This window comes from Microbacterium testaceum (assembly GCF_001476655.1).
In the GTDB taxonomy this organism is placed as follows: domain Bacteria; phylum Actinomycetota; class Actinomycetes; order Actinomycetales; family Microbacteriaceae; genus Microbacterium; species Microbacterium testaceum_C.
The window spans coordinates 87939-108698 of the sequence record NZ_LDRT01000027.1 but is presented as its reverse complement, the minus strand read 5'-3'; the positions used below and the strand labels follow the sequence as shown (position 1 = coordinate 108698).

Annotated in this window: 22 protein-coding genes; 4 read left to right on the top strand and 18 right to left on the bottom strand. The window is 69.7% G+C overall.

The genetic code is table 11. The annotated features are described in order from the left end of the window. Window positions 1-216: 216 nt before the first annotated feature. Complete coding sequence (locus NS220_RS05375; protein WP_058623052.1) at window positions 217-726, bottom strand: amino-acid N-acetyltransferase; 510 nt, start codon at window positions 724-726, stop codon at window positions 217-219. A gap of 70 nt (window positions 727-796) precedes the next feature. After that, on the bottom strand, window positions 797-3322 hold the full coding sequence (locus NS220_RS05370; RefSeq protein WP_058623051.1) for an ATP-dependent Clp protease ATP-binding subunit: 2526 nt from the start codon (window positions 3320-3322) through the stop codon (window positions 797-799). Window positions 3323-3511: 189 nt separating this feature from the next. Between NS220_RS05370 and NS220_RS05365 the strand changes: the two genes are divergently transcribed. The 3 genes from NS220_RS05365 to NS220_RS05355 are packed head-to-tail and all read left to right on the top strand — an operon-like array spanning window position 3512 to window position 4979. Further along, a complete protein-coding gene (locus tag NS220_RS05365; RefSeq protein ID WP_058623050.1) occupies window positions 3512-4138 on the top strand; it encodes a hypothetical protein in 627 nt (208 codons plus the stop codon). Beyond that, a complete protein-coding gene (locus NS220_RS05360) occupies window positions 4138-4752 on the top strand; it encodes a hypothetical protein (protein ID WP_058623049.1) in 615 nt (204 codons plus the stop codon). Before NS220_RS05365 ends, NS220_RS05360 begins: the two co-directional genes overlap by 1 nt. Further along, window positions 4749-4979 carry a helix-turn-helix domain-containing protein gene (locus NS220_RS05355; RefSeq protein WP_058623048.1) on the top strand — a complete coding sequence of 77 codons (231 nt, stop codon included), beginning with the start codon at window positions 4749-4751 and terminating at the stop codon, window positions 4977-4979. Before NS220_RS05360 ends, NS220_RS05355 begins: the two co-directional genes overlap by 4 nt. Before the next feature lie 133 nt (window positions 4980-5112). Here the strand turns inward: NS220_RS05355 and NS220_RS05350 are convergent, their stop codons facing one another. The 3 genes from NS220_RS05350 to NS220_RS05340 all read right to left on the bottom strand — a co-directional run bounded on the left by NS220_RS05350 (window position 5113) and on the right by NS220_RS05340 (window position 7659). Continuing rightward, on the bottom strand, window positions 5113-5841 hold the full coding sequence (locus NS220_RS05350; protein WP_058623047.1) for a hypothetical protein: 729 nt from the start codon (window positions 5839-5841) through the stop codon (window positions 5113-5115). Window positions 5842-5919: 78 nt separating this feature from the next. Further along, the gene (cls, locus tag NS220_RS05345) at window positions 5920-7386 is read right to left on the bottom strand and encodes a cardiolipin synthase (RefSeq protein ID WP_193755277.1); all 1467 of its coding nucleotides are present in this window, start codon (window positions 7384-7386) and stop codon (window positions 5920-5922) included. Window positions 7387-7467: 81 nt separating this feature from the next. Continuing rightward, on the bottom strand, window positions 7468-7659 hold the full coding sequence (locus NS220_RS05340; RefSeq protein ID WP_058623046.1) for a hypothetical protein: 192 nt from the start codon (window positions 7657-7659) through the stop codon (window positions 7468-7470). A gap of 133 nt (window positions 7660-7792) precedes the next feature. On the opposite strand from NS220_RS05340, the gene NS220_RS05335 reads away from it, so the two are divergent. After that, window positions 7793-8929: a DUF4192 family protein gene (locus tag NS220_RS05335; RefSeq protein ID WP_058623045.1), complete on the top strand. Its 1137-nt coding sequence runs from the start codon at window positions 7793-7795 to the stop codon at window positions 8927-8929. Here NS220_RS05335 and lysS read toward each other — a convergent pair. The 13 genes from lysS to tilS all read right to left on the bottom strand — a co-directional run bounded on the left by lysS (window position 8922) and on the right by tilS (window position 20742). After that, the gene (gene lysS / locus NS220_RS05330) at window positions 8922-10442 is read right to left on the bottom strand and encodes a lysine--tRNA ligase (protein ID WP_058623044.1); all 1521 of its coding nucleotides are present in this window, start codon (window positions 10440-10442) and stop codon (window positions 8922-8924) included. The genes NS220_RS05335 and lysS overlap by 8 nt on opposite strands. An 87-nt stretch (window positions 10443-10529) precedes the next feature. Further along, window positions 10530-11384, bottom strand: a complete 855-nt coding sequence (panC, locus tag NS220_RS05325) for a pantoate--beta-alanine ligase (RefSeq protein WP_058623043.1) — start codon at window positions 11382-11384, stop codon at window positions 10530-10532. After that, complete coding sequence (locus NS220_RS05320; RefSeq protein WP_058623061.1) at window positions 11381-12109, bottom strand: DUF2520 domain-containing protein; 729 nt, start codon at window positions 12107-12109, stop codon at window positions 11381-11383. Before NS220_RS05320 ends, panC begins: the two co-directional genes overlap by 4 nt. Continuing rightward, on the bottom strand, window positions 12106-13677 hold the full coding sequence (locus NS220_RS05315; RefSeq protein WP_242864535.1) for a PH domain-containing protein: 1572 nt from the start codon (window positions 13675-13677) through the stop codon (window positions 12106-12108). The genes NS220_RS05320 and NS220_RS05315 overlap by 4 nt, the downstream gene beginning before the upstream one ends. Continuing rightward, entirely contained in the window at window positions 13674-14201 is a 528-nt protein-coding gene (locus NS220_RS05310; protein WP_242864536.1) for a PH domain-containing protein, read from the bottom strand. The genes NS220_RS05315 and NS220_RS05310 overlap by 4 nt, the downstream gene beginning before the upstream one ends. Window positions 14202-14298: 97 nt before the next feature. Beyond that, window positions 14299-14784, bottom strand: coding sequence for a DUF3180 domain-containing protein (locus NS220_RS05305; protein ID WP_058623042.1), 486 nt, complete (start codon window positions 14782-14784; stop codon window positions 14299-14301). Continuing rightward, window positions 14781-15308, bottom strand: coding sequence for a 2-amino-4-hydroxy-6-hydroxymethyldihydropteridine diphosphokinase (folK, locus tag NS220_RS05300; protein WP_058623041.1), 528 nt, complete (start codon window positions 15306-15308; stop codon window positions 14781-14783). Before folK ends, NS220_RS05305 begins: the two co-directional genes overlap by 4 nt. Beyond that, window positions 15305-15673: a dihydroneopterin aldolase gene (gene folB / locus NS220_RS05295; RefSeq protein ID WP_058623040.1), complete on the bottom strand. Its 369-nt coding sequence runs from the start codon at window positions 15671-15673 to the stop codon at window positions 15305-15307. The genes folK and folB overlap by 4 nt, the downstream gene beginning before the upstream one ends. Beyond that, window positions 15673-16464: a dihydropteroate synthase gene (folP, locus tag NS220_RS05290; RefSeq protein ID WP_058623039.1), complete on the bottom strand. Its 792-nt coding sequence runs from the start codon at window positions 16462-16464 to the stop codon at window positions 15673-15675. The genes folB and folP overlap by 1 nt, the downstream gene beginning before the upstream one ends. Then, complete coding sequence (gene folE, locus NS220_RS05285; RefSeq protein WP_058623038.1) at window positions 16461-17048, bottom strand: GTP cyclohydrolase I; 588 nt, start codon at window positions 17046-17048, stop codon at window positions 16461-16463. Before folE ends, folP begins: the two co-directional genes overlap by 4 nt. Window positions 17049-17054: 6 nt before the next feature. After that, window positions 17055-19058, bottom strand: coding sequence for an ATP-dependent zinc metalloprotease FtsH (ftsH, locus tag NS220_RS05280; protein WP_058623037.1), 2004 nt, complete (start codon window positions 19056-19058; stop codon window positions 17055-17057). 110 nt (window positions 19059-19168) lie between these two features. Continuing rightward, a complete protein-coding gene (gene hpt / locus NS220_RS05275; RefSeq protein WP_058623036.1) occupies window positions 19169-19720 on the bottom strand; it encodes a hypoxanthine phosphoribosyltransferase in 552 nt (183 codons plus the stop codon). A gap of 23 nt (window positions 19721-19743) precedes the next feature. Further along, window positions 19744-20742, bottom strand: a complete 999-nt coding sequence (tilS, locus tag NS220_RS05270) for a tRNA lysidine(34) synthetase TilS (protein ID WP_058623035.1) — start codon at window positions 20740-20742, stop codon at window positions 19744-19746. Between the last annotated feature and the right edge of the window lie 18 nt (window positions 20743-20760).

Below are 20760 nucleotides of genomic sequence, written 5' to 3'. Positions count from 1 at the left end.
GAGGCGACAGGGGCGGGCGCGCTGTCGGAGGCGGGCGCGGATCGCCAGGGCGGAGCCGCGACGAGCCACACGACGAGGCCGATCACGAGCAGCGCGAGGAGCGCGGCGGCGAGACGGCGTCGACGGTAGACCGCCGGGGACTGCCTCCGCCTGCGGGGGGCATCGGTCATCGTTCCAGCGTATGCGGCCTCGCTGTGCCCTCACCCCACGGCACGCTCAGAGCTGCTTGAGCATCCGCGTGTTGCCGAGGGTGTTGGGCTTCACGTGCGCGAGGTCGAGGAACTCCGCGACACCCTCGTCGGGGCTACGGACGAGCTGCGAGTAGACGTCGGGGTCCACCACCTGCTCGCCGATCTCGGCGAAGCCGCGGCGGGTGAAGAAGTCGACCTCGAAGGTGAGGCAGAACAGTCGCGAGACACCCAGCTCCCGCGCGCGCTCCTCGAGGTTCTCCACGATCGCCCGGCCCACGCCGTGGTGCAGCCAGTCGTCGTGCACGATCAGAGTGCGGATCTCGCCGAGGTCCTCCCACATCACGTGCAGGGCCCCGCAGCCGATGACGACGCCGTCGGCCTCGGCCACGACGAACTGCTGCACCGAGCCGTAGAGCACGACCAGGTCCTTGCCGAGCAGGATGCGCTTCTGCACGAACGGTTCGAGGAGTTCGTGGATGCGGCGGACGTCGGCGGTTCCGGCGGGGCGGACGACGTACGGCGCGGATGAGGTCATTCGACTAGCGTACGCCGCAACGCAGGAGGGACCTGGATGCCGTGGCATCCAGGTCCCTGTCTGTTACGCGTCAGCTGCCCGCGAGCGTGTCGGGGGTCGCGGCGATCTCGCCGGCCGTCCCGACGCCGATGGCGACCTTCTCGCCGCGCGGAGCGGTGTCGAAGGTGAACTGGCCGTTCTCGACGCCGACCTTCACGTGGTCGCCGGACTCGAGCTCGCCGTGCAGGATCTTCTCGCTGAGACGGTCCTCGACCTCGCGCTGCATGGCGCGGCGGAGCGGTCGCGCACCGAGGGTCGGGTCGAACCCGATCTCGATGAGCTTGTCTTTCGCGTCGTCCGACAGCTCCACCGTCATGTCGCGGTCGAGCAGACGGTCGGCGAGGCGCTTCACGAACAGACCGACGATCTGACGGAGCTCGTCCTTGTTCAGCTGCGGGAAGACGATCACGTCGTCCACGCGGTTGAGGAACTCGGGCTTGAAGTGGCGCTTCAGCTCCTCGTCGACCTTGCCCTTCATGCGCTCGTACGAGGTCTGGGCGCTGCCCTCGACCTGGAAGCCCACGGGACCACCGGCGATCGCCGACGAACCGAGGTTCGTCGTCATGATGATCACGGTGTTCTTGAAGTCGATGACGCGACCCTGACCGTCGGTCAGGCGACCCTCTTCGAGGATCTGCAGCAGCGAGTTGAAGATGTCGGGGTGGGCCTTCTCGATCTCGTCGAACAGTACGACCGAGAACGGCTTGCGACGCACCTTCTCGGTGAGCTGGCCTCCCTCTTCGAAGCCGACGAATCCGGGAGGGGCACCGAACAGCCGCGAGACCGTGTGCTTCTCACCGAACTCGGACATGTCGAGCGAGATCAGCGCGCCCTCGTCGTCGAAGAGGAACTCGGCGAGCGCCTTGGCGAGCTCGGTCTTTCCGACGCCCGTGGGGCCGGCGAAGATGAACGAACCGCTCGGACGCTTCGGGTCCTTCAGGCCCGCACGCTGACGACGGATCGTGCGCGAGAGGGCAGCGATCGCCTCTTCCTGGCCGATGACCCGCTGGTGCAGGGCCTTCTCCATGAACATGAGGCGGCTGGACTCCTCCTCGGTGAGCTTGAACACCGGGATGCCGGTCGCCTGGGCGAGCACCTCGGCGATCAGGCCCTCGTCGACCACCGCGTGCGAGGCGACGTCGCCCGAACGCCACTGCTTCTCGAGGCGCAGACGCTCGGCGAGCAGCGACTTCTCCTCGTCGCGGAGCGACGCGGCCTTCTCGAAGTCCTGCTCCTCGGAGGCCTGCTCCTTCTGCTCGCGGACCTTGGCGATCTTCTCGTCGAACTCGCGCAGCTCCGGCGGGGACGAGAGGATCGACAGGCGGAGGCGGGCGCCGGCCTCGTCGATCAGGTCGATCGCCTTGTCGGGGAGGAACCGGTCGCTGATGTAGCGGTCGGCGAGGTTGGCCGCCGCGACGATCGCGCCGTCGGTGATCTGCACCTTGTGGTGCGCCTCGTAGCGGTCGCGCAGGCCCTTCAGGATGTTGATCGCGTGGGGCAGGCTCGGCTCGGCCACCTGGATCGGCTGGAAGCGGCGCTCGAGAGCGGCATCCTTCTCGAAGTGCTTGCGGTACTCGTCGAGCGTAGTGGCACCGATGGTCTGGAGCTCACCGCGGGCGAGGAGGGGCTTGAGGATGGATGCCGCGTCGATCGCGCCCTCGGCGGCACCCGCACCCACGAGGGTGTGGATCTCGTCGATGAAGACGATGATGTCGCCGCGCGTGCGGATCTCCTTCGTGACCTTCTTCAGGCGCTCCTCGAAGTCACCGCGGTAGCGGGAACCGGCGATGAGGGAGCCGAGGTCGAGCGAGTAGACCTGCTTGTCCTTCAGCGTCTCGGGGACGTCGCCCTTCACGATCGCCTGAGCCAGGCCCTCGACGACGGCGGTCTTTCCAACACCGGGCTCGCCGATGAGGACGGGGTTGTTCTTGGAGCGACGCGAGAGGATCTGCATGACCCGCTCGATCTCTTTCTCGCGCCCGATCACGGGGTCGAGCTTGTTGTCGCGCGCGGCCTGGGTGAGGTTGCGTCCGAACTGGTCGAGCACGGCCGAACCGCCCTGGGCGGCCCCCTGGCTCTGCTCGCCGGCTCCGGATGCCACACCCGCGGGCTCCTTGCCCTGGTAGCCCGAGAGCAGCTGGATGACCTGCTGGCGCACCTTGTTCAGGTCGGCGCCGAGCTTCACGAGCACCTGCGCTGCGACACCCTCGCCCTCGCGGATGAGGCCGAGCAGGATGTGCTCGGTGCCGATGTAGTTGTGGCCGAGCTGCAGCGCTTCGCGCAACGACAGCTCGAGCACCTTCTTCGCGCGCGGTGTGAAGGGGATGTGGCCGGTCGGCTGCTGCTGACCCTGGCCGATGATGTCCTGCACCTGCTCGCGGACCGCGTCGAGCGAGATGCCGAGCGACTCGAGCGCCTTCGCGGCGACACCCTCGCCCTCGTGGATCAGCCCGAGCAGGATGTGCTCGGTGCCGATGTAGTTGTGGTTGAGCATCTTCGCCTCTTCTTGGGCGAGGACGACCACACGACGGGCACGGTCGGTGAATCTCTCGAACATCTCAGTCCCTCCAGAAATGGGCTGACAGGCACGCCTCCGCGCGCCGTACATCGAGAGTAACCAGCAGCCGGATGCCAGAGCCCCGTGTTCGCCGTGGGCATACCGGAAGCGGCGGCGGTCTTGCGCGACCCATCGGTATTCGTTAACTTATCGACGAACGATAACAACGATCATCGATAAGGAGTTGTCATGACCTCCCCCCGTCCGGCCTCCCGCGTCCTCTCCCGCGGCGACACGGCCTCGTTCTGGTTCTTCGTCGTGGCGGGTGTCGCGATCGCGATCTGGGCCGTCGTGCGCAGCATCGCGAACATCGCGGCCGCCGTTCCGAACCGGGATGTGCGCGTCGCCGCGCCCTTCCTCGACACCGTGGCGCAGGCGCCCCTCGGGCCCGACGGCGCCCCCGTCCCCGTCGAGCTCACCGGCGGCGTGATCACGGCCCCCAGCCTTCCGCCCGCGTCCCTGGGCGCATTGTTCATCGCCGAGGGACTGTTCGCCGCCGTCGTCGTCACCGTCGTCACGCTTCTCCTGCTGCTGACCTCCGACATCCTCCGCGGACGCATCTTCAGCCGCCGCAACACCGGTCTCGTCTCGGCGGCCGGCGTCGTGACGCTCGTCGGGTTCGCCGGCGTGCCGTTCTTCCAGAACATGGTCGCGAACGGGGCGATCGCGTACCTGTCGGACCGTACGTTCGATCGCGGGGCCGTGCAGCTGATCGATGTCCCTTCCCTCATCGGCATCGCCTTCGTGGCGGGCCTCGCGGGCACCGTCTTCGCCGTGGGCGACCGCCTGCAGCGCGACACGGAAGGGCTCGTGTGATGACGAATCCGTCCTGGGTGTCGGCCCGCATGGAGCGCGGCACCGTCCTGCTGTTCGTCGCCGCCGGGCTCGTGATGGGCTTCGCGCTCGCACTCCCCGCGATCCGTGCGGCGATCGACATCGCCGGAGGCGGCGCGACCATCAGCCTCCTGACCGAGGCCGAGGTGCCCCGGACCCCGGGGGCGGACGGCGCGACCCTCGCCTCCGCGACGTTCGATTCGGCCCGGATCGTCGCCGAGGGACTGAGCGGGAGCACTCGCGCGCTCCTCGCCCTCGGCGCGGCGTTCGGCGCGCTGACGACCCTGCTGACCGTCAGCGCCGTGGTGCTCTTCTTCCTCCTGCTGATGTGGCGACGACCGTTCCACCGGGCGCTCATCACCGCCACCCAGGTCGCGGGCGCCGCCCTGCTCATCGGCGGGATCCTCTCGGCGGGTCTCGGGGGCCTCGGACGCATGATGGCCGCGGACGAGCTCAACCCGGCGGCGGGTGGGGTTTTCGTGATCGGCTTCTCGTTCGACCCGGCCTGGATGCTGGTCGGACTCGGAGTCCTCGCCCTCTCCGTCGTGTTCACCTACGGCACCCGCCTGCAGCGCGACACGGAAGGCCTCGTATGAGCCCGGCAGCCGACGAGGACCCGACCGGCATCCATTGCCGCCTCGACGAGCTCCTCGAAGCCCGCGGGATGACGCTCACCCGCCTCAGCGAGATCGTCGGCGTCTCGGTGGTGAACCTCTCCGTGCTCAAGAACGATCGCGCGCGCGCGATCCGCTACTCCACGCTGTCGGCCATCTGCCGAGCCCTGGAGTGCGAGGTCGGCGACCTCCTGGTGATCGACCGCTGAGTCCGCGCGACGCCCGCGCTCGCTCGGGCTCGCCGGCTCAGCGTGTCAGCGTGTCAGCGAGTCACCGGCTCAGCGGGTCACCGGCTCAGCGGGTCACCGGCTCAGCGGGTCACCGGCTCAGCGGGTCGCGAGCTCAACGCGTGCCGAGGATCGACACCGGCCCGTCGACGTTCACGTCGCCGCCGGAGAGGACGAGGGTCGTGGCGCTCGTCTCCCCGAGGCCTGACACGTCGGCCACGCTCAGCCGGGGCGCGATGTCGAGGGTGCACACCTGATCGGCGGGCGGGGTGGCGAAGCCGACGGCGATCGCGTCCTGCTGCGCCGAGACCGTCTCGACGGCGGGAGGACAGCTCGAGCTCCCGTAAGTCAGGATGGCGACGAGCGAGTCACCGACCCAGCCCGCGCTGGGCTCGAAGTCGGTCGCGGCCGGGGGTGCCACGGCATCCGTCAGCCCTGGCAGGGTCGCCCGCCCGGTCACCACTCCGGTCACCGAGATCTCGAGGTCCTTCGACGCATCGAGCCCCTCGGGCAGGGGGACGAGCGTCGGGCGGGGAACCATGTCGCCCGTGCACGTCGTCCCCGGGCGCTCGGTCAGGTCGACAGTGAGCACCCCGTCGGCGACCGTCGGGACGTCCGTGATCCGCGCCACGCAGGAGGAGCTCCCCCAGGTGACCAGAGCGATGGAGGCGCCGCCGTTGAGCCACCCGGCTTCGACCGGGGACGGCTCGGCCGAGGCCGTGGCATCCGGTTGGGCGGGAGCCGACGACGGCGCCGACGCCGCACCCGAGGCGCACCCGGTCGCGGCGCCCAGGACGATCAGCCCGGCTCCGAGGAGCCCGAGAAACGAGAGACGACGAGACATGAGACCTCCGGGGGCGAGTTGTCGTCGCCCCATCGTGGCCGAGAATCCTGGATGCCAGCGGCGAAGACCGCGGCCGGCCTACTGCAGCGCCGAGGTGAGGCGGGCCAGATTATCGAGGATCGTCGATCTCAGCGGTTGCTGCTGCCACTCTTCGGTGGTCAGTTCACGGCTGAGGCCGCGGTAGACGTCTTCGACCGCGCGCATGTCGCGGACGAACTCCTGCCCGCGGACGAGCATCGACACCTCGAGGTTCAGACCGAACGAGCGCATGTCCATGTTGCTCGACCCGATGACCGCGACCTCGTCGTCGATCGTGACGCTCTTGCTGTGGAGGATGAACGGTTTGCGGTACATCCAGATCACGACGCCGGCCCGCAGGAGCGTCTCGTAGTAGCTGCGCTGAGCGTGGTAGACCATCGCCTGGTCGCCCTCTTCGGAGACGAAGAGCTCGACGTGCACACCGCGCTGGCACGCGGTGGTGATCGCGAGCAGCAACGCCTCGTCGGGGACGAAATACGGACTGACGATGATGATGCGCTCCCGCGCCGCGAAGAGCAGGCCGAGGAAGAGCTTGAGGTTGTTCTGGAAATCGAAGCCGGGGCCGGAGGGGACGATCTGACAGTCGAGCTCGCCCGGTCCGGTCGTGACACTGAAGAGATCGATCTCGTCGCGCAGCGTCTCGTCGGTCTCGCTGTACCAGTCGGAGAGGAAGACGGCGTTGATGCTGGCGACCACCGGTCCCTCGACGCGCACCATGAGGTCGACCCAGTGCAGGCCCCGCCGGATGTTCTTGCGGAGGTTGTAGGACGAGTCGGTCACGTTCTGCGAACCCATGTAAGCCACGTCGCCGTCGATCACGAGGAGCTTGCGGTGGTTGCGCAGGTCGGGGCGCTGCCAGCGACCCCGGAGCGGCTGGACCGGGAGCATCAGGTGCCAGTGCGCGCCCATCGCGTCGAGCCGACGGAGGGTCTTCTTGTAGAAGGGCTTCCCGCGGTTGGCCCAGTGATCCAGCAGCACCCGCACGACCACCCCGCGCTCGGAGGCTTCCTCGAGGGCCCGGAAGAAGTTGTCGGTCGAGTCGTCGGATTGAAGGATGTAGAACTCGACGTGCACGTAACGACGAGCCTGACGGATGGCGTCGGCCATGGCATCCAGGCTCTGCTGATAGTCGGAGATCAGGGTGGCGGCGTTGTCTCCGGCGATGGGCATGGCGCCGAGATTGCGGTTCAGCTGCACGAGCGCCCGGAACCAGTGCGGGGCGTTCGGTCGCAAGGTGCCGAACTCGAGCGACGCGCTCGTGTCGTGGATGTACTCGTTGATCGCGGCCTGCTTGCGGCGACGGCGGCGCGGCAGACGGGGGTTTCCGATCAGCAGGAACAGGAACACGCCCACGAACGGGATGAAGTAGATCGCCAGCAGCCACGCCATCGCGGCGGTGGGGCGGCGGTTGCGGGGGACGACGATGATCGCGGCGATGCGCACGACCAGATCGATCACGAAGAAGGCGATGACGAGCCAGCTCGCTTCGAACGTGGCGTCGATCACGGGTCCTCCTGGGCGGGTCGTCCCCTCAGCGTAGTGAGTACCCCCGACACGCGACGGGACCGACGTCGGCGGACGGCGTCGTTACCGGGCTGCACTGTCGCCGGCGACGGGAGGGAGACCGCGCTTCGCGCGCTCCTCGGCCTCGATGCGCGCGTAGGCCTTCCGCTCCGTGCGATCCATGCGGATGGCTCCGCGCAGGATCAGGAAGAACGTCACCGAGACGACGATGGTCGGCAGAATCGCCCACAACACCGGCAGCCAGGAGTTCTCCATCCCTCAAGGATACCCGCGGTCCCGTGACCTCCGGCCCGGTACTCCTCCTGCACACCGGGCATCGTGTCGAATCCCTCCCCCTTTCGCGCCCGGCGGCCTTCGCGCGAGAGAGGAATCCACGACGCTCGTCGTCATGTCCACGGTCATCCGAGCCTCCTCGCCCCTGTCCCTCCTCGCCCTCGTGCCACGTCTGCTGGGCTGCACACCGCGACGCAGCCTCGTCCTCGTCCCCTTCGCGGAGTCGCGATCGCTCGCCGCCCTGCGGGTCGACCTTCCCGCCGACGACAACCCCGACCTCCCCCGCATCGCATCCACCCTGATCGGCATGGCCTGCAAAGTCCCGCTGACGGATGCCGTGACGGTCGTGATCTACACCGATGACGACGTCGCCGATCGGGGGATGCTCCCCCACAGCGCTCTCGTCGACGCCGTCCTGGAGCGCGCGCACATCTGCGGACTCCGCGTGGTCGAAGCGCTCGTTGCGGGGGCGAACGGGTGGGGCAGCTACCGGGATCCGTCCGTCGGCGGCGCGCACACCCTCGATGAGATCACCGCCGCGGGTCCGGACGTTCCCGAATCCTTCCCCGAACACGATCAGGTGGCCGCGGCCGCGCTGCCCGTCGTCGACCTCGCCGAGACGGAGCGCATGGCGCGTGCCCTCGAGGACGTCGATCTCCTTCTCGACGTTCCGCGCCGCCGGAAGAACCTGAGCGTGTCACGACGGCGCTCCGCCGAGGCGATCCTCGACGAGCTCTCCGATCCACCCGCGCTCTTCGAAAGCGTCCTGGAGCCGCTGACCGACACGACCGGTCGGCACCGACTCGCGAGCCTCGCCTTCGCCCTCGAACGTCCCCTGCTACGCGACGTCGCCCTCATGCAGTGGGTCGGCGACATCGCCGCCGGGGACGCGGCGTTCCACGCGCAGACGCGATTCCCCGACGGCGAGGGGTATCCGCAGGACATCGCCCGACCGATGTGGGGAGAGGGTGCGATCCCCGACCTCGACCGGCTCCTCGTCGCCCTCGACCGCTGTCGCCGAGTGGCCGCTACCGCGCCGCGCTCCCGGCGGCCGGGCGCTCTCGCCGCGTGCGCGTGGCTGGCCTGGGCGACGGGGCGCTCCACGCACGCGGCGTTCTATGCGGAATCCGCCCTCGAGATCGACCCCGCGCACGGGCTCAGCGGGATTGTGCTCACCCTCACCGACAACGGCCGACTGCCGGAATGGTTGTTCGAACGGACCCCGCGCCGAGCGCGGGGGCGCCTCACTTGACCAGCGGGAAGAGGATGGTCTCGCGGATGCCGAGACCCGTGATGGCCATGAGCAGCCGGTCGATTCCCATCCCCATGCCTCCGGTCGGCGGCATGCCGTGCTCAAGGGCACGGAGGAACTCCTCGTCGATCGACATCGCCTCGACGTCGCCGCGCGCGGCCAGAGTGGCCTGCTCGACGAAGCGTTCACGCTGGATGACGGGGTCGACCAGCTCGGAGTACCCTGTCGCCAGCTCGAAGCCGCGGACGTACAGGTCCCACTTCTCGACCACGCCGGGGATCGAACGGTGCTCGCGCACAAGCGGGCTGGTGTCGACCGGAAAGTCCATCACGAACGTCGGCCGGGTGAGGCCGCTCTTGACGAAGTGCTCCCACAGCTCCTCGACCCACTTGCCGTGCGTCTCGTGCGCGGGGGCTTCGACACCGGCTTCGGCGCCGAACGCGCGGAGCTCGTCGACAGGGGTCTGCGGGGTGATCGTGCGCCCGGACGCCTCCGAGAGGGAGTCGTACATCGAGATCCGATCCCATTCGCCACCGAGGTCGTACTCGGTCCCGTCCGCCCATGTGACGGTGGTAGAACCGGCCACCGCGACGGCGGCGTTCTGAATGAGGGTCTGGGTCAGATCAGCGATGCCGTTGTAGTCGGTGTACGACTGGTACGCCTCGAGCATCGCGAACTCCGGGCTGTGCGTGGAGTCGGCACCCTCGTTACGGAAGTTGCGGTTGATCTCGTACACCCGATCGATGCCGCCGACCACGGCGCGCTTGAGGAAGAGCTCGGGCGCGATGCGCAGGTAGAGCTCGGCATCGAAGGCGTTCGAGTGCGTCACGAAAGGACGAGCGCTCGCGCCACCGTGCTGCACCTGCAGCATGGGGGTCTCGACCTCGACGAAGTCGCGCTCGGTGAAGGTGCGGCGCAGGCTCGCGTTGACCTTGGCACGGGCGAGCACTGTCTCGCGTGCGCGGTCTCGCACGATGAGGTCGAGGAAGCGGCTGCGCACGCGACTCTCCTCGCTCAGCTCGCTGTGCAGGTTCGGCAGCGGAAGGACCGCCTTGGCGGCGATGCGCCACTCGGCGACCATGATCGACAGCTCGCCTCGGCGGCTGGAGATGACCTCTCCCGAGACGAAGACGTGGTCACCGAGGTCGACGAGCTCCTTCCACGCCTGGAGGGACTTCTCGCCCACCGCGGCGAGGGACACCATCGCCTGGATGCGACTGCCGTCGCCCGCCTGCAGAGACGCGAAGCAGAGCTTGCCGGTGTTGCGGCTGAACACCACTCGGCCGGCCACTCCGGCGGTGACACCGGTCTCGGCCCCGGCTTCGAGGTCGCCGTAACGCTCGCGGAGCGCCGGGATGGTGTCGGTCACGGGGACCACGACCGGGTATGGCCCGCCCGCGGCGTCGGTGCGCTCGGCCAGGAGGCGCTCGCGCTTACCGAGGCGGACGGCCTTCTGCTCGAAGACGTCTTCTTCGGTGGGCTCGGGGGCGTCGTTCGCGGGCGCGTCGGTCATCGTGAGGGCTCCTCGGGGTCTCCCCCAGTCTATTCGCCGGGCGTCGGGTGCCCCTGGCCGTCGCACTCGCCGCGCGACCGCGCTGACTCAGCGCAGCGAGATCTCCGCGTTGTCGATGAAGCGGTGGCCCCCGACGGTCGCGGCGATGAGCGCCAGGGCCCGCCCGCGGTGCCCTTCCTCGACGGGCAGAAAGGTCGCCGGATCGACGACGGTGAGGTACTCCAGCGCGATGCGCTGCTCGCCCATCAGCGACGACTGCGCCGCCGCGATACAGGCGTCGACGCCGAGGTCGGCGTTGGAGGCGGCGGCTTCGAGAGCACGCGGAAGCTTCGCCGCCGCTCGGCGATCGGCGTCGTCGAGGAGAGCGACGCGACTCGACACCGGCAGACCGTCCTCGGCGCGCACCGTGGGGACCACGGCCGTGTCGATCGCGAAGTCAAGGTCGCGGATCATCCGGCGGACGAGGAAGACCCTCTGGAGGTCGCGCTCCCCGTAGATCGCGATGTCCGGGCGCACGAGATGGAAGAGCTTCGCCTCGACCGTCAACACGCCGTCGAAGTAGAACGGGCGCGATCGTCCCTCGTACCGGAAGCCCAGGTCTCCTGCGGCGACCCGCATCGTGGCGGTCCCGGCGGGCAGGAACTCCGTCGCCGTGGGGGCGAAGACGATGTCGACCCCCAGGTCGACCAAGAGATCGGCATCCGCCTCCGGGGAACGGGGGTAGGCCGCGGTCTCCTCGGCGGTCCGGAACCGCAGCGGGTTCACGAACGTCGAGACCACCACGACATCCGCGCGCCGACGTGCCTCGCGGATGAGGTCGACGTGTCCCGCGTGCAGAGCGCCGAGAGTGGAGACGAGGGCGACGCGGGCGGCCCCCTCGGGGGAGTCGGCGCTGCGCACATCCGCCAGGCGGGAACGCAGATCGTCGATGGTGCGGATCATTCGTTGATCGTAGCGTCCGGCTTCGACCCCTCCGGCCCCGGCCCGGTGCTGTCGGCGAGGGCCTGGTCGACGCTCGAGCGGACGAGAGCGGAGAGGTACCCGCCCGTGTTCGACACTCCCACCCGCGAGAGCAGCGCTGCCGATTGCTGCACGATCGAGCGCGAGAACTCGGTCGCTGTCGCGATCGCCTCGGCGTACGTGGCGCGGTCGCCTTCGGCGACCACCACCGGCTCGCACCCGAGCTCGACGGCCAGCGCCTGCGCGATCGGGAGCACGGGAGCCGGAGCCGTCACCGCCGCGTACGCCTGGGCGAGCTGGTGCAGGTCCAGTGACGACGCCCCGGTGAAGGCGATCGCGGGGTGGATCGCCAGCGGGATCGCCCCGCTCTTCATCGCGGGGGCGAGGACGCCGACGCCGTACGCGGGGTCCGTGTGCACGACGAGTTGCCCCGGCTGCCACGCGCCGAGGTCGGCCAGTCCCGAGACCAGCCCCGGGAGCTGGTCGTGCGGCACCGCGACGACGACCAACTCGCTTCGCCGCGCGACCTCCTCGGGCGACAGCACCGGCAGCCCGGGAAGGATGGCCTCGACGCGATCGTCGTCCGATCCCGAGGTGATCCCTGTCAGCGCATGACCCGCCCCGGCCAGCGCGGCACCGATGACCGGGCCGACACGACCCGCTCCGATGATCCCGACGCCGAGTCGTCCGTCGCGCATTCCGCTCATCCCGCCCACCTGTGGGTCCTGTCCTGCGCCGAGGCCGTCACGGTCGCGCGCGCGGTGTCTTCCATCAACATCATGGCCGCGTCGCGGTCGAGCACCGCCACCGAGGTCTGAACCGTTCCCGAGATCACGTGCGCCCCCAGCCGCGCGGTGCGCATCGCCCGGGCCAGCGGCCCCTGGTGCAGCCCGATCGACTGCAGGCGCGCAAGAGGGAAGATCGACAGCGATCTCCAGATCCATCCTCGACGGAGGAACAGCGCATCGACCGTCAGCAGCACCCCGTTCCGACGCCACGACAGCGGGCGCAGGATCCGCGCGCGACGCGGCGTCGTGACGTACGGATCATCGGCGGCCGGCCCCAGAACGCCGTCTCGGACGACATCGGCCCAGCCGTCCGCGGGAAGGCCCGGCGCGAGGATCCGAAGGACGCGTTCGACATCGTCGCGCGTCCCCACCGGAAGAACGGCGGCGAGCTGGTCGGTCGAGGAATCGGTCGACGACCGGCCCGAGAGACGGTTGACCGAGATCGACCACCATCCGAACGGACGCCACAGCAACGGTTGGCGGACCTCGATGGCATGCACTCGACCGGGCGGAACGACCTCGCTGATCGTCGTGAACAGCCCGAACGTCAGCCGGACCCCGTCTGGCGTCGGCGCGATCGAGTATCGCAGCCCCCGCGCGATGGAGCGGACGTAGTACGCCCCGTAGGCGAGGAACGTGGGCACCACCGTGACCAGCAGCCATACCGTCGAGATCGAGGCGGCGACGATGATCGCCGCGACCAGCCCGAGAAGCCACAGCATCGAGCCGCTCAGCACCCGTGAGGCCACCAGCCGTCCCAGGGGAATCCGCACGATGCTCTCGGGCTCGGCGTCGGAGAAATCCTCGCCCTCGACGAGGCCCTGGATGCCGGACCCCACGGCCTCGGCGGTCGCCCGCACCAACGAGCCCCCGGCGACCGTCGCGCCGGGCCCCGCCTCCGCGAGACGACGACCGGACGCCAGACGCAGGATGTCGCCGCGGAGGGCGTCCGCGTCCCTGGCGGAGAGGTACTCGAGCTTGACGTTGGCATCCAGGCCCGCACCCACCACCTCGAGCTTCGCCAAACCGAGGAGCCGCGCGACCATCGGGCGTGTCAGGTTCACACCCTGCACGCGGTCGAGCGGCGCGCGACGGTGGGTGCGGAACAGAACGCCCGATCGCACCTCGACGTCGTCGCCGATGCGCAGGGTGTGAAACCGCCACGACAAGCGGAAGGCCCCGAGGAGGATCACCAGCACCACCACGACCGCGCCCGCAGCGATGAGGAGCAGGTTGTGCGAGAAGAGGAAGTCGACGGGATCCGGTGGCATCGCCCCCGGGGGAAGGTCGGTGAACACCGGGAAGAAGAGCTCGAACAGGCGCTCCCGCAGATTCGCGACCAGGACGCCGATCATCACGAGCAGGAAGAGTCCCCCGCGCAGGAGCGGCGTGAGGGGATGGAGCCGGTGCCACTCTCCGTCGCTCATGGGCGAACGGGTCGCGATGCGCCCGGTCGCCCCGGGGCGCGACGGGGTGGCGTCGGTCACAGCCCGGTCCGACGGGTCTCGGCGACGGCGATGAGAGTGTCACGCAACTGCTCGGCCGCGGCCTGGGTGAGGCCGGGGATGGTGACACCGGTGGATGCCGCGGCCGTCACGAGCTTGAGCTGCGCGATACCGAAGCCGCGATCGAGGGGACCGTGAGTGATGTCCACGAGCTGCATGCGGCCGTACGGCACGGCCACCACGCGCTGCCAGAGGATCCCGCGGCGGAAGACGAGGTCGTCACGACGCAGCTGGTACCCGAAGGACCGCGCCTGGCGCGGGGTGATGATGAGCCCCACGAGCGTGATGACCGCGAGGACGCCCGCGGGAATCCACTGCCACTGCAGGTCGAGGAAGAGCTGGAGGCCGACGGCGACCGCGAGGACGAGGAGAAGGAACGCCCCCTGCGAGATCACCTGCACCCGCACGTAGGCGCGGGCCAGCTGATGCCACGTGCCGTCGCCGAGCGGCAGGCGCCCCGCACCGCGCGGCTCCAGGATGCGGAGGTACGTGCCCTCATCCAGAATCGGCGCATCACGCGACTCCGCCGTCTCGGGTGTCGCGGCCCCCGGCCGGCGGGCCGACTCGGCGACCGCGTCGTCGCGGTGCGGACCCGACTCCCCCTCAGCGGGGGGCGGCGTCCGCTCCGGGAAGTCCGGGGTGTTCGTCATCGTCGTCCTTCCGGATGGTGCAGAGCTGCTCGGCCACGAGACCCGCGACGACGAGGACGACTCCGCACACGACCGTCGCGATGATCGATGCCATCGAGCCTACCGACGGAGTCACCGGGCGGGTGAAGAGGAAGGACAGCAGCCCCGCACCGAAGCCCGTCGCCGCAGCGCCCACGAGAGAGGACGCCTTCGCCAGCATCGCGATGCGCAGTGCGCGGAACGGATCGATGCGCCGGGTCGAACGTCCGCGTGTCGCCCGCGCGACCGGGACCGCGAGGACGACGATCACCGCGGCCAGGAGCACGAGGATCGTGGGCAGGCTCGCGGCGGGAGAGAAAGTCGGGCGTCCCATCGCCGCAAGGACGGTGTCGAGGATGAAACCGCACACCGCGCCGACCACCGCCGCGATGACGAGGATTCCCGCGCCCGTGCGTTTCATCGTGTGCCTCCCCGCAGCTCCCGCAGCAGATCCTCGACCCGTCCGCGGCCCGGGATCGCGGCATCCGGGTCCACGTCGAGCCACGGCGCGAGGACGAACTCCCGCTCGTGGGCCCGCGGGTGCGGCACCGTCAGATCCTCGTCGTCGACGCGTTCGTCGGCATAGGCGATCAGGTCGAGATCGAGCGTGCGGTCTCCCCAGCGCTCGCGGCGGACACGACCGTGGTCGGCCTCGATGCGGTGAAGCTCGCGCAAGAGGGCACGCGGGGCGAGTCGAGTCGACACGAGGGCGACGGCGTTGAGGTACCGCGGAGCGTCGGTGTCCTCCCCGTGCACGGTGACCGCCACGGTCTCGAGGGGCTTCGACACGCGCACCTCTGTCGTGAGCGGAAGAGCGCGCAGCGCATCGACGGCGGCGGCCAGGGTCTCGGCGCGGTCGCCGAGGTTCGCCCCGAGCGCCACGACAGCCGGCACTTCGGCATCCCGAGGCGGATCACCGATCCCGTGAGCCAGACGAACGCTCATGCACGACCTCGACGGATCGTCACGGCGACATCCCCGAACGGGACGGTGATCGGGGCGGACGGCTTGTGGACGGTGACCGTCACCGCCTCGACGCGCGGGTCGGCGAGAACGTCGTCGGCGATGCGCTGCGCCACGGTCTCGAGGAGGTCGGCCGGCTCGCCCTCGACGATCTCGACGATCCGTTCCGCGAGCTCGCCGTAGTGCACGGTGTCGCTGACGTCGTCGGTCACCGCGGCGAGGTGCAACGGCAGGCGGAGCGTCACGTCGACGACGAACTCCTGCCCGTCGCGCTTCTCGTCGGCGTACACCCCGTGATGGCCGAAGGCGCGCACCCCCGTGAGGGTGATCTCGTCGACGGCATCCATCAGGCCTCCCAGGCGCGGGCGACGGCGAGCGCGTCGCGAGTGGTCGGAACATCGTGCACACGGACGGCCCACGCCCCGGACCGCGCCGCGAGCGCGCTCGTGACGGCGGTGGCGAGGTCGCGGCGGGCGAGATCGGCGTCGTCACCGAGCACCTCCGCGAGGAAGCGCTTGCGGCTCGTGCCGATGAGCACGCGCGGACCGAGTTCTGCAAGGGTGGGGATCGCGTTCAGAACCCGCCAGTTCTGGATGCCGCGCTTGCCGAAGCCCACCCCCGGGTCGACGATGAGGCGCTCCGGGCCGATACCCGCGGCGCGGGCGTGCGCCACCCGTTCGGCGAGCTCTTCGGCGACCTCGCGGCCCACGTCGGCGTAGTCGGCGCGGGCGTACATGTCGGTGGACGGGCCCCGCCAGTGGCCCAGGGCGATCTCGGCGTCGGTCTCCGCGACAGCGGCAAGCATCTCGACGTCGGCGAGGCCACCCGACACGTCGTTGACGATTCGGGCGCCCGCGGCGATCGCGGCGCGCGCCGTCGAGGCGTTCATCGTGTCGATGCTGACGACGGCACCCTCGGATGCCAGTGCCTCGACGACCGGCAGAACGCGCTCCTGCTCCACCCGAGGCGCGACCCGTTCCGCCCCCGGGCGCGTGGACTCGCCGCCGACGTCGAGGAGATCCGCCCCTTGCGCGCGCAGCGAGCGCGCGTGCGCGATCGCCACGTCGGGGTCGAGGTAGCGCCCGCCGTCGCTGAAGGAGTCCGGCGTCACGTTGACGATCGCCATGATGAGGGTCACGCGCGCGCCCCGATCAGGGCGACGAGCTCGGAGCGGGCGGCCGCGTCGGTGTAGACACCGCGTGCGGCGATCGTGACGGTCGAGGCGTCGAGCTGGCGGCCGCCGCGCATGGTCACGCACTCGTGCACCGCATCGAGCACCACGAGCACTCCGCGCGCATCGAGGGCGGATGCCACGGTGTCGGCGACCTGCTCGCCGAGGCGCTCCTGCACCTGGGGACGAGCCGCCAGGATGTCGATCACCCGCGGAAGCGCGCCGAGACCGACGACTTCTTCCCCGGGCAGGTACGCGACGTGCGCCCGACCGCGGAAGGGCAGCAGGTGGTGCTCGCACATCGACCGGAACGCGATGTCGCGAAGCATCACCGCGCCAGAGGGGAGGGTGTCCGGCGCCGGGCCGCGCGTCACGGAGATGGTGTGTTGCAGAGGGGCGGCGGCATCTTGCCCCACTCCCCCGAAGAACTCGCTCCACGACTCGGCCACGCGGGTCGGCGTCTGGCGGAGCCCGGGGCGATCGGGGTCCTCCCCGATCGCCTCGAGCATCTCGCGTACGAGCGCGGCGACGCGCTCCCGGTCGACGGCCACGGCGCCTTAGGCCGTGGCCGGTCGCGTCTGTCCGCTCGGGCGGCGCTGCGCCTGCGTCGCGGTCTGAGCCTCGGACTCCACCGACGCCGCGACCCCGGTCGGGACGGGGCGGCGGGGAACGTCGACGGGAGGCAGGGTCGAGACCGGGCGGTCGCCGGACGACAGCCACTGGGGGCGCGGCGGCAGGCGCTTGACGTCCTTGAAGATCTCGGCGAGCTCGAGGTGGTCGAGCGTCTCCTTCTCGAGCAGTTCGAGAGCGAGCCGGTCGAGTACGTCACGGTTGGCGTTGATGACCTCGTAGGCCTCGTTGTGCGCCTGCTCGATGAGAGCGCGCACCTGCGCGTCGACGCGCTCGGCGATGCGCTCCGAGAAGTCGCGACCGTGGCCCATGTCGCGTCCCATGAAGACCTCACCGGAGGAGGAGCCGAGCTTCACGGGACCCACGTCGTTGGTCATGCCGTACTCGGTGACCATCTTGCGGGCGATGCTCGTCGCCTTCTCGATGTCGTTCGAGGCACCGGTGGTGGGGTCGTGGAACACGATCTCCTCGGCGACACGACCGCCCATCGCGTACGTCAGCTGGTCCTGCAATTCATTGCGGGTGACGGAGTACTTGTCGTCGAGCGGCAGCACCATCGTGTAGCCGAGCGCCTTGCCGCGGGGAAGGATCGTGACCTTCGTGACGGGGTCGGTGTGGTTCATCGCCGCCGCGGCCAGGGCGTGACCGCCCTCGTGGTAGGCCGTGATGAGCTTCTCTTTGTCCTTCATGACGCGCGTGCGGCGCTGAGGACCGGCGATGACGCGGTCGATGGCCTCGTCCAGCGCACGGTTGTCGATGAGCTGCGCGTTGGAGCGCGCGGTCAGCAGAGCGGCCTCGTTCAGGACGTTCGCGAGATCGGCACCGGTGAAGCCGGGCGTCTTGCGCGCGACGACCTCGAGGTCGACCGAGTCCGACAGGGGCTTGCCGCGGCCGTGCACCTCGAGAATGCGCTGGCGACCCTTGAGGTCGGGCGCGTCGACGCCGATCTGCCGGTCGAAACGGCCGGGACGCAGCAGGGCAGGGTCGAGGATGTCGGGGCGGTTGGTCGCCGCGATCACGATGACGTTGACCTTGGGGTCGAAGCCGTCCATCTCGACGAGCATCTGGTTGAGCGTCTGCTCGCGCTCGTCGTGACCGCCGCCCATGCCGGCCCCGCGGTGGCGACCGACGGCGTCGATCTCATCGATGAAGATGATGGCCGGCGAGCTCTCCTTGGCCTGGTTGAACAGGTCGCGCACGCGGCTGGCACCGACTCCGACGAACATCTCGACGAAGTCCGAACCCGAGATCGAGTAGAAGGGCACTCCGGCCTCGCCGGCGACGGCGCGGGCGAGAAGCGTCTTGCCGGTTCCGGGAGGGCCGTACAGCAGCACGCCCTTGGGGATGCGGGCGCCGACCTCTTCGAACTTCTTGGGGTCCTTGAGGAACTCCTTGATCTCGTCGAGCTCTTCGATCGCCTCGTCGGAGCCCGCGACGTCCTGGAAGGTGACGGTGGGCGTCTCTTTGGTGACGAGCTTCGCGCGCGACTTGCCGAACTGCATGACCTTGCTGCCGCCGCCCTGGGCGCTCGAGAGCAGCCACCAGAAGACCAGACCGAGCAGGACGAGCGGGAGCATCAGCCCGATGAAGCCGTCGAACCAGCTGGGCTTGGGAACGACGTCGTTGAAGCCGTCGGCGGGGGCGGCACTGTCGATCGCACTGGCCACCTCGTTCGCCCGAGCCTGGCTGAAGTAGAACTGCACGTCGTTCGCGCCCTCGAAGGGCTGCGACAGCGTGAGGTCGACGCGCTGGTCGGGATCGTTGGTGACCACCTGGGTGACCGTCCCGCCCTTGAGCAGGTCGAGACCCTCCTTGGTGGAGATCTGACGAGCACCGCTCAGGTTCGAGATGAGCGAGAAGCCGATGACCAGAAGCAGACCGACCAGCAGAACGTAGATGATCGGGTTGCGGGTGATCTTCTTGAAATCCATGGTGGGCGAGCCCAGCCCTTTCGTGATCCGCCGCGGAAAAAGCGGTGGGATCAGGGTAACGCGCGCGGACTATGCCGGGCCTGTGCGTTCGTCGTGGGCGTATCCGGTGCTCAGGAGTACACGTGCGGGGCGAGCACCGCGACGTCGCGGAGGTTGCGGTACTTCTCGGCGTAGTCGAGCCCGTACCCGATGACGAAGTCGTTGGGGATGTCGAAGCCCACGTACCGGCAGTCGACCTCGACCTTCATGGCATCCGGCTTGCGCAGGAGAGCGAGCACCTCGACCGACTCGGCTCCGCGCGAGGCGAAGTTCTCGAGCAGCCAGCTGAGGGTGAGACCGGAGTCGATGATGTCCTCGACGATCAGCACGTGCTTGCCGGTGATGTCGGTGTCGAGGTCTTTGCGGATCTGCACCACGCCGCTCGATCGCGTGCTCGCGCCGTACGACGACACGGCCATCCAGTCCATCGTGATGTGGCGGGGCAGGTGCCGAGCGAAATCGGCCATCACCATGACCGCGCCCTTCAAGACACCCACGAGCACGACGTCTTTGCCGGAATAGTCGGCGACGACCTGCTGCGCCAATTCGGCGAGCTTCTCGTGAATCTGTTCCTCGGTGAGGAGGACTTCGCTGATGTCGTCGGAAATATCGGCCGCGCGCATTCGGAAAGTCTACGTCGGTGGATTCAGGATGCCGCCCGCGCGACGACCTCGATCCGCCCGCCGACGCGGCGCGCGAGGCATCCGGGCAGGTCGATCGGCCCCTGACCCCGCCAGTCGGTCGCCAGCCGCGCGACCTCGAGGGTCTGCGTGCGTGTGAGCGAGACCCCGAACTCGCTCTCGACGACGTACCGCACGATGCGGTTGCGCAGCGCCGCCGGATTCGCCGCGAGCGCCGCGGCGGAGAGCGAGATGCCGGCCTCGGCGTGCTCGACGATGTCCTCGATCGTCTCGTCGATCATGTCCTGGAACGCCGCGGCATCCTCCCGCATGTGCTCGGCGGTGCGGGCGAGAGCCTCCGCGACCCCCGGGCCGAGCTCCGCCTCCAGGACCGGCAGCACGCGCTCGCGCACGCGCACGCGCGCGAACGCCGGGTCGGCGTTGTGCGGGTCGGTCCACGGGTCGAGCCCCTCGGCCGTGCAGGCGGCGACAGTGACCCGACGGCGCACGGCGAGCAGCGGTCGCGCCCACGTCGGCCCGGTGGCATCCCGCCGCTCGGGCGCCATTCCCGCCAGGCTCGTCGCACCCGCTCCGCGCGCGAGACCGAGAAGCACCGTCTCCGCCTGATCGTCGAGGGTGTGGCCGAGCAGGACCGTGTCGGCGCCGATCTCCGCCGCAGCCCGCCCGAGCCCGGCGTAGCGCGCGTCCCGCGCCGCGGCTTCGGGGCCGTCGCCCGGGGCGACCCGGACCGTCACGATACGAGCGTCGAGACCGAGGGCCCGCGCCTTCTCCGCGGCCGCGGCGGCCACGGCATCCGATCCGTCCTGCAGCCCGTGGTCGATGACGACCGCTGCGGCGCGGATGCCGGCGCGCGGAGCCTCGAAAGCGGTCGCGGCCGCGAGGGCGAGCGAGTCCGGCCCGCCCGACAGCGCCACGACGACGGAGCCGTCGATCCGATCGAGCGCCGCGCGCACGGCGCGACGGACTTCGGCGACGGAAGGGTCGAGTCCGGGACGGTGATCCATCCCTCCACGCTAGCGGCG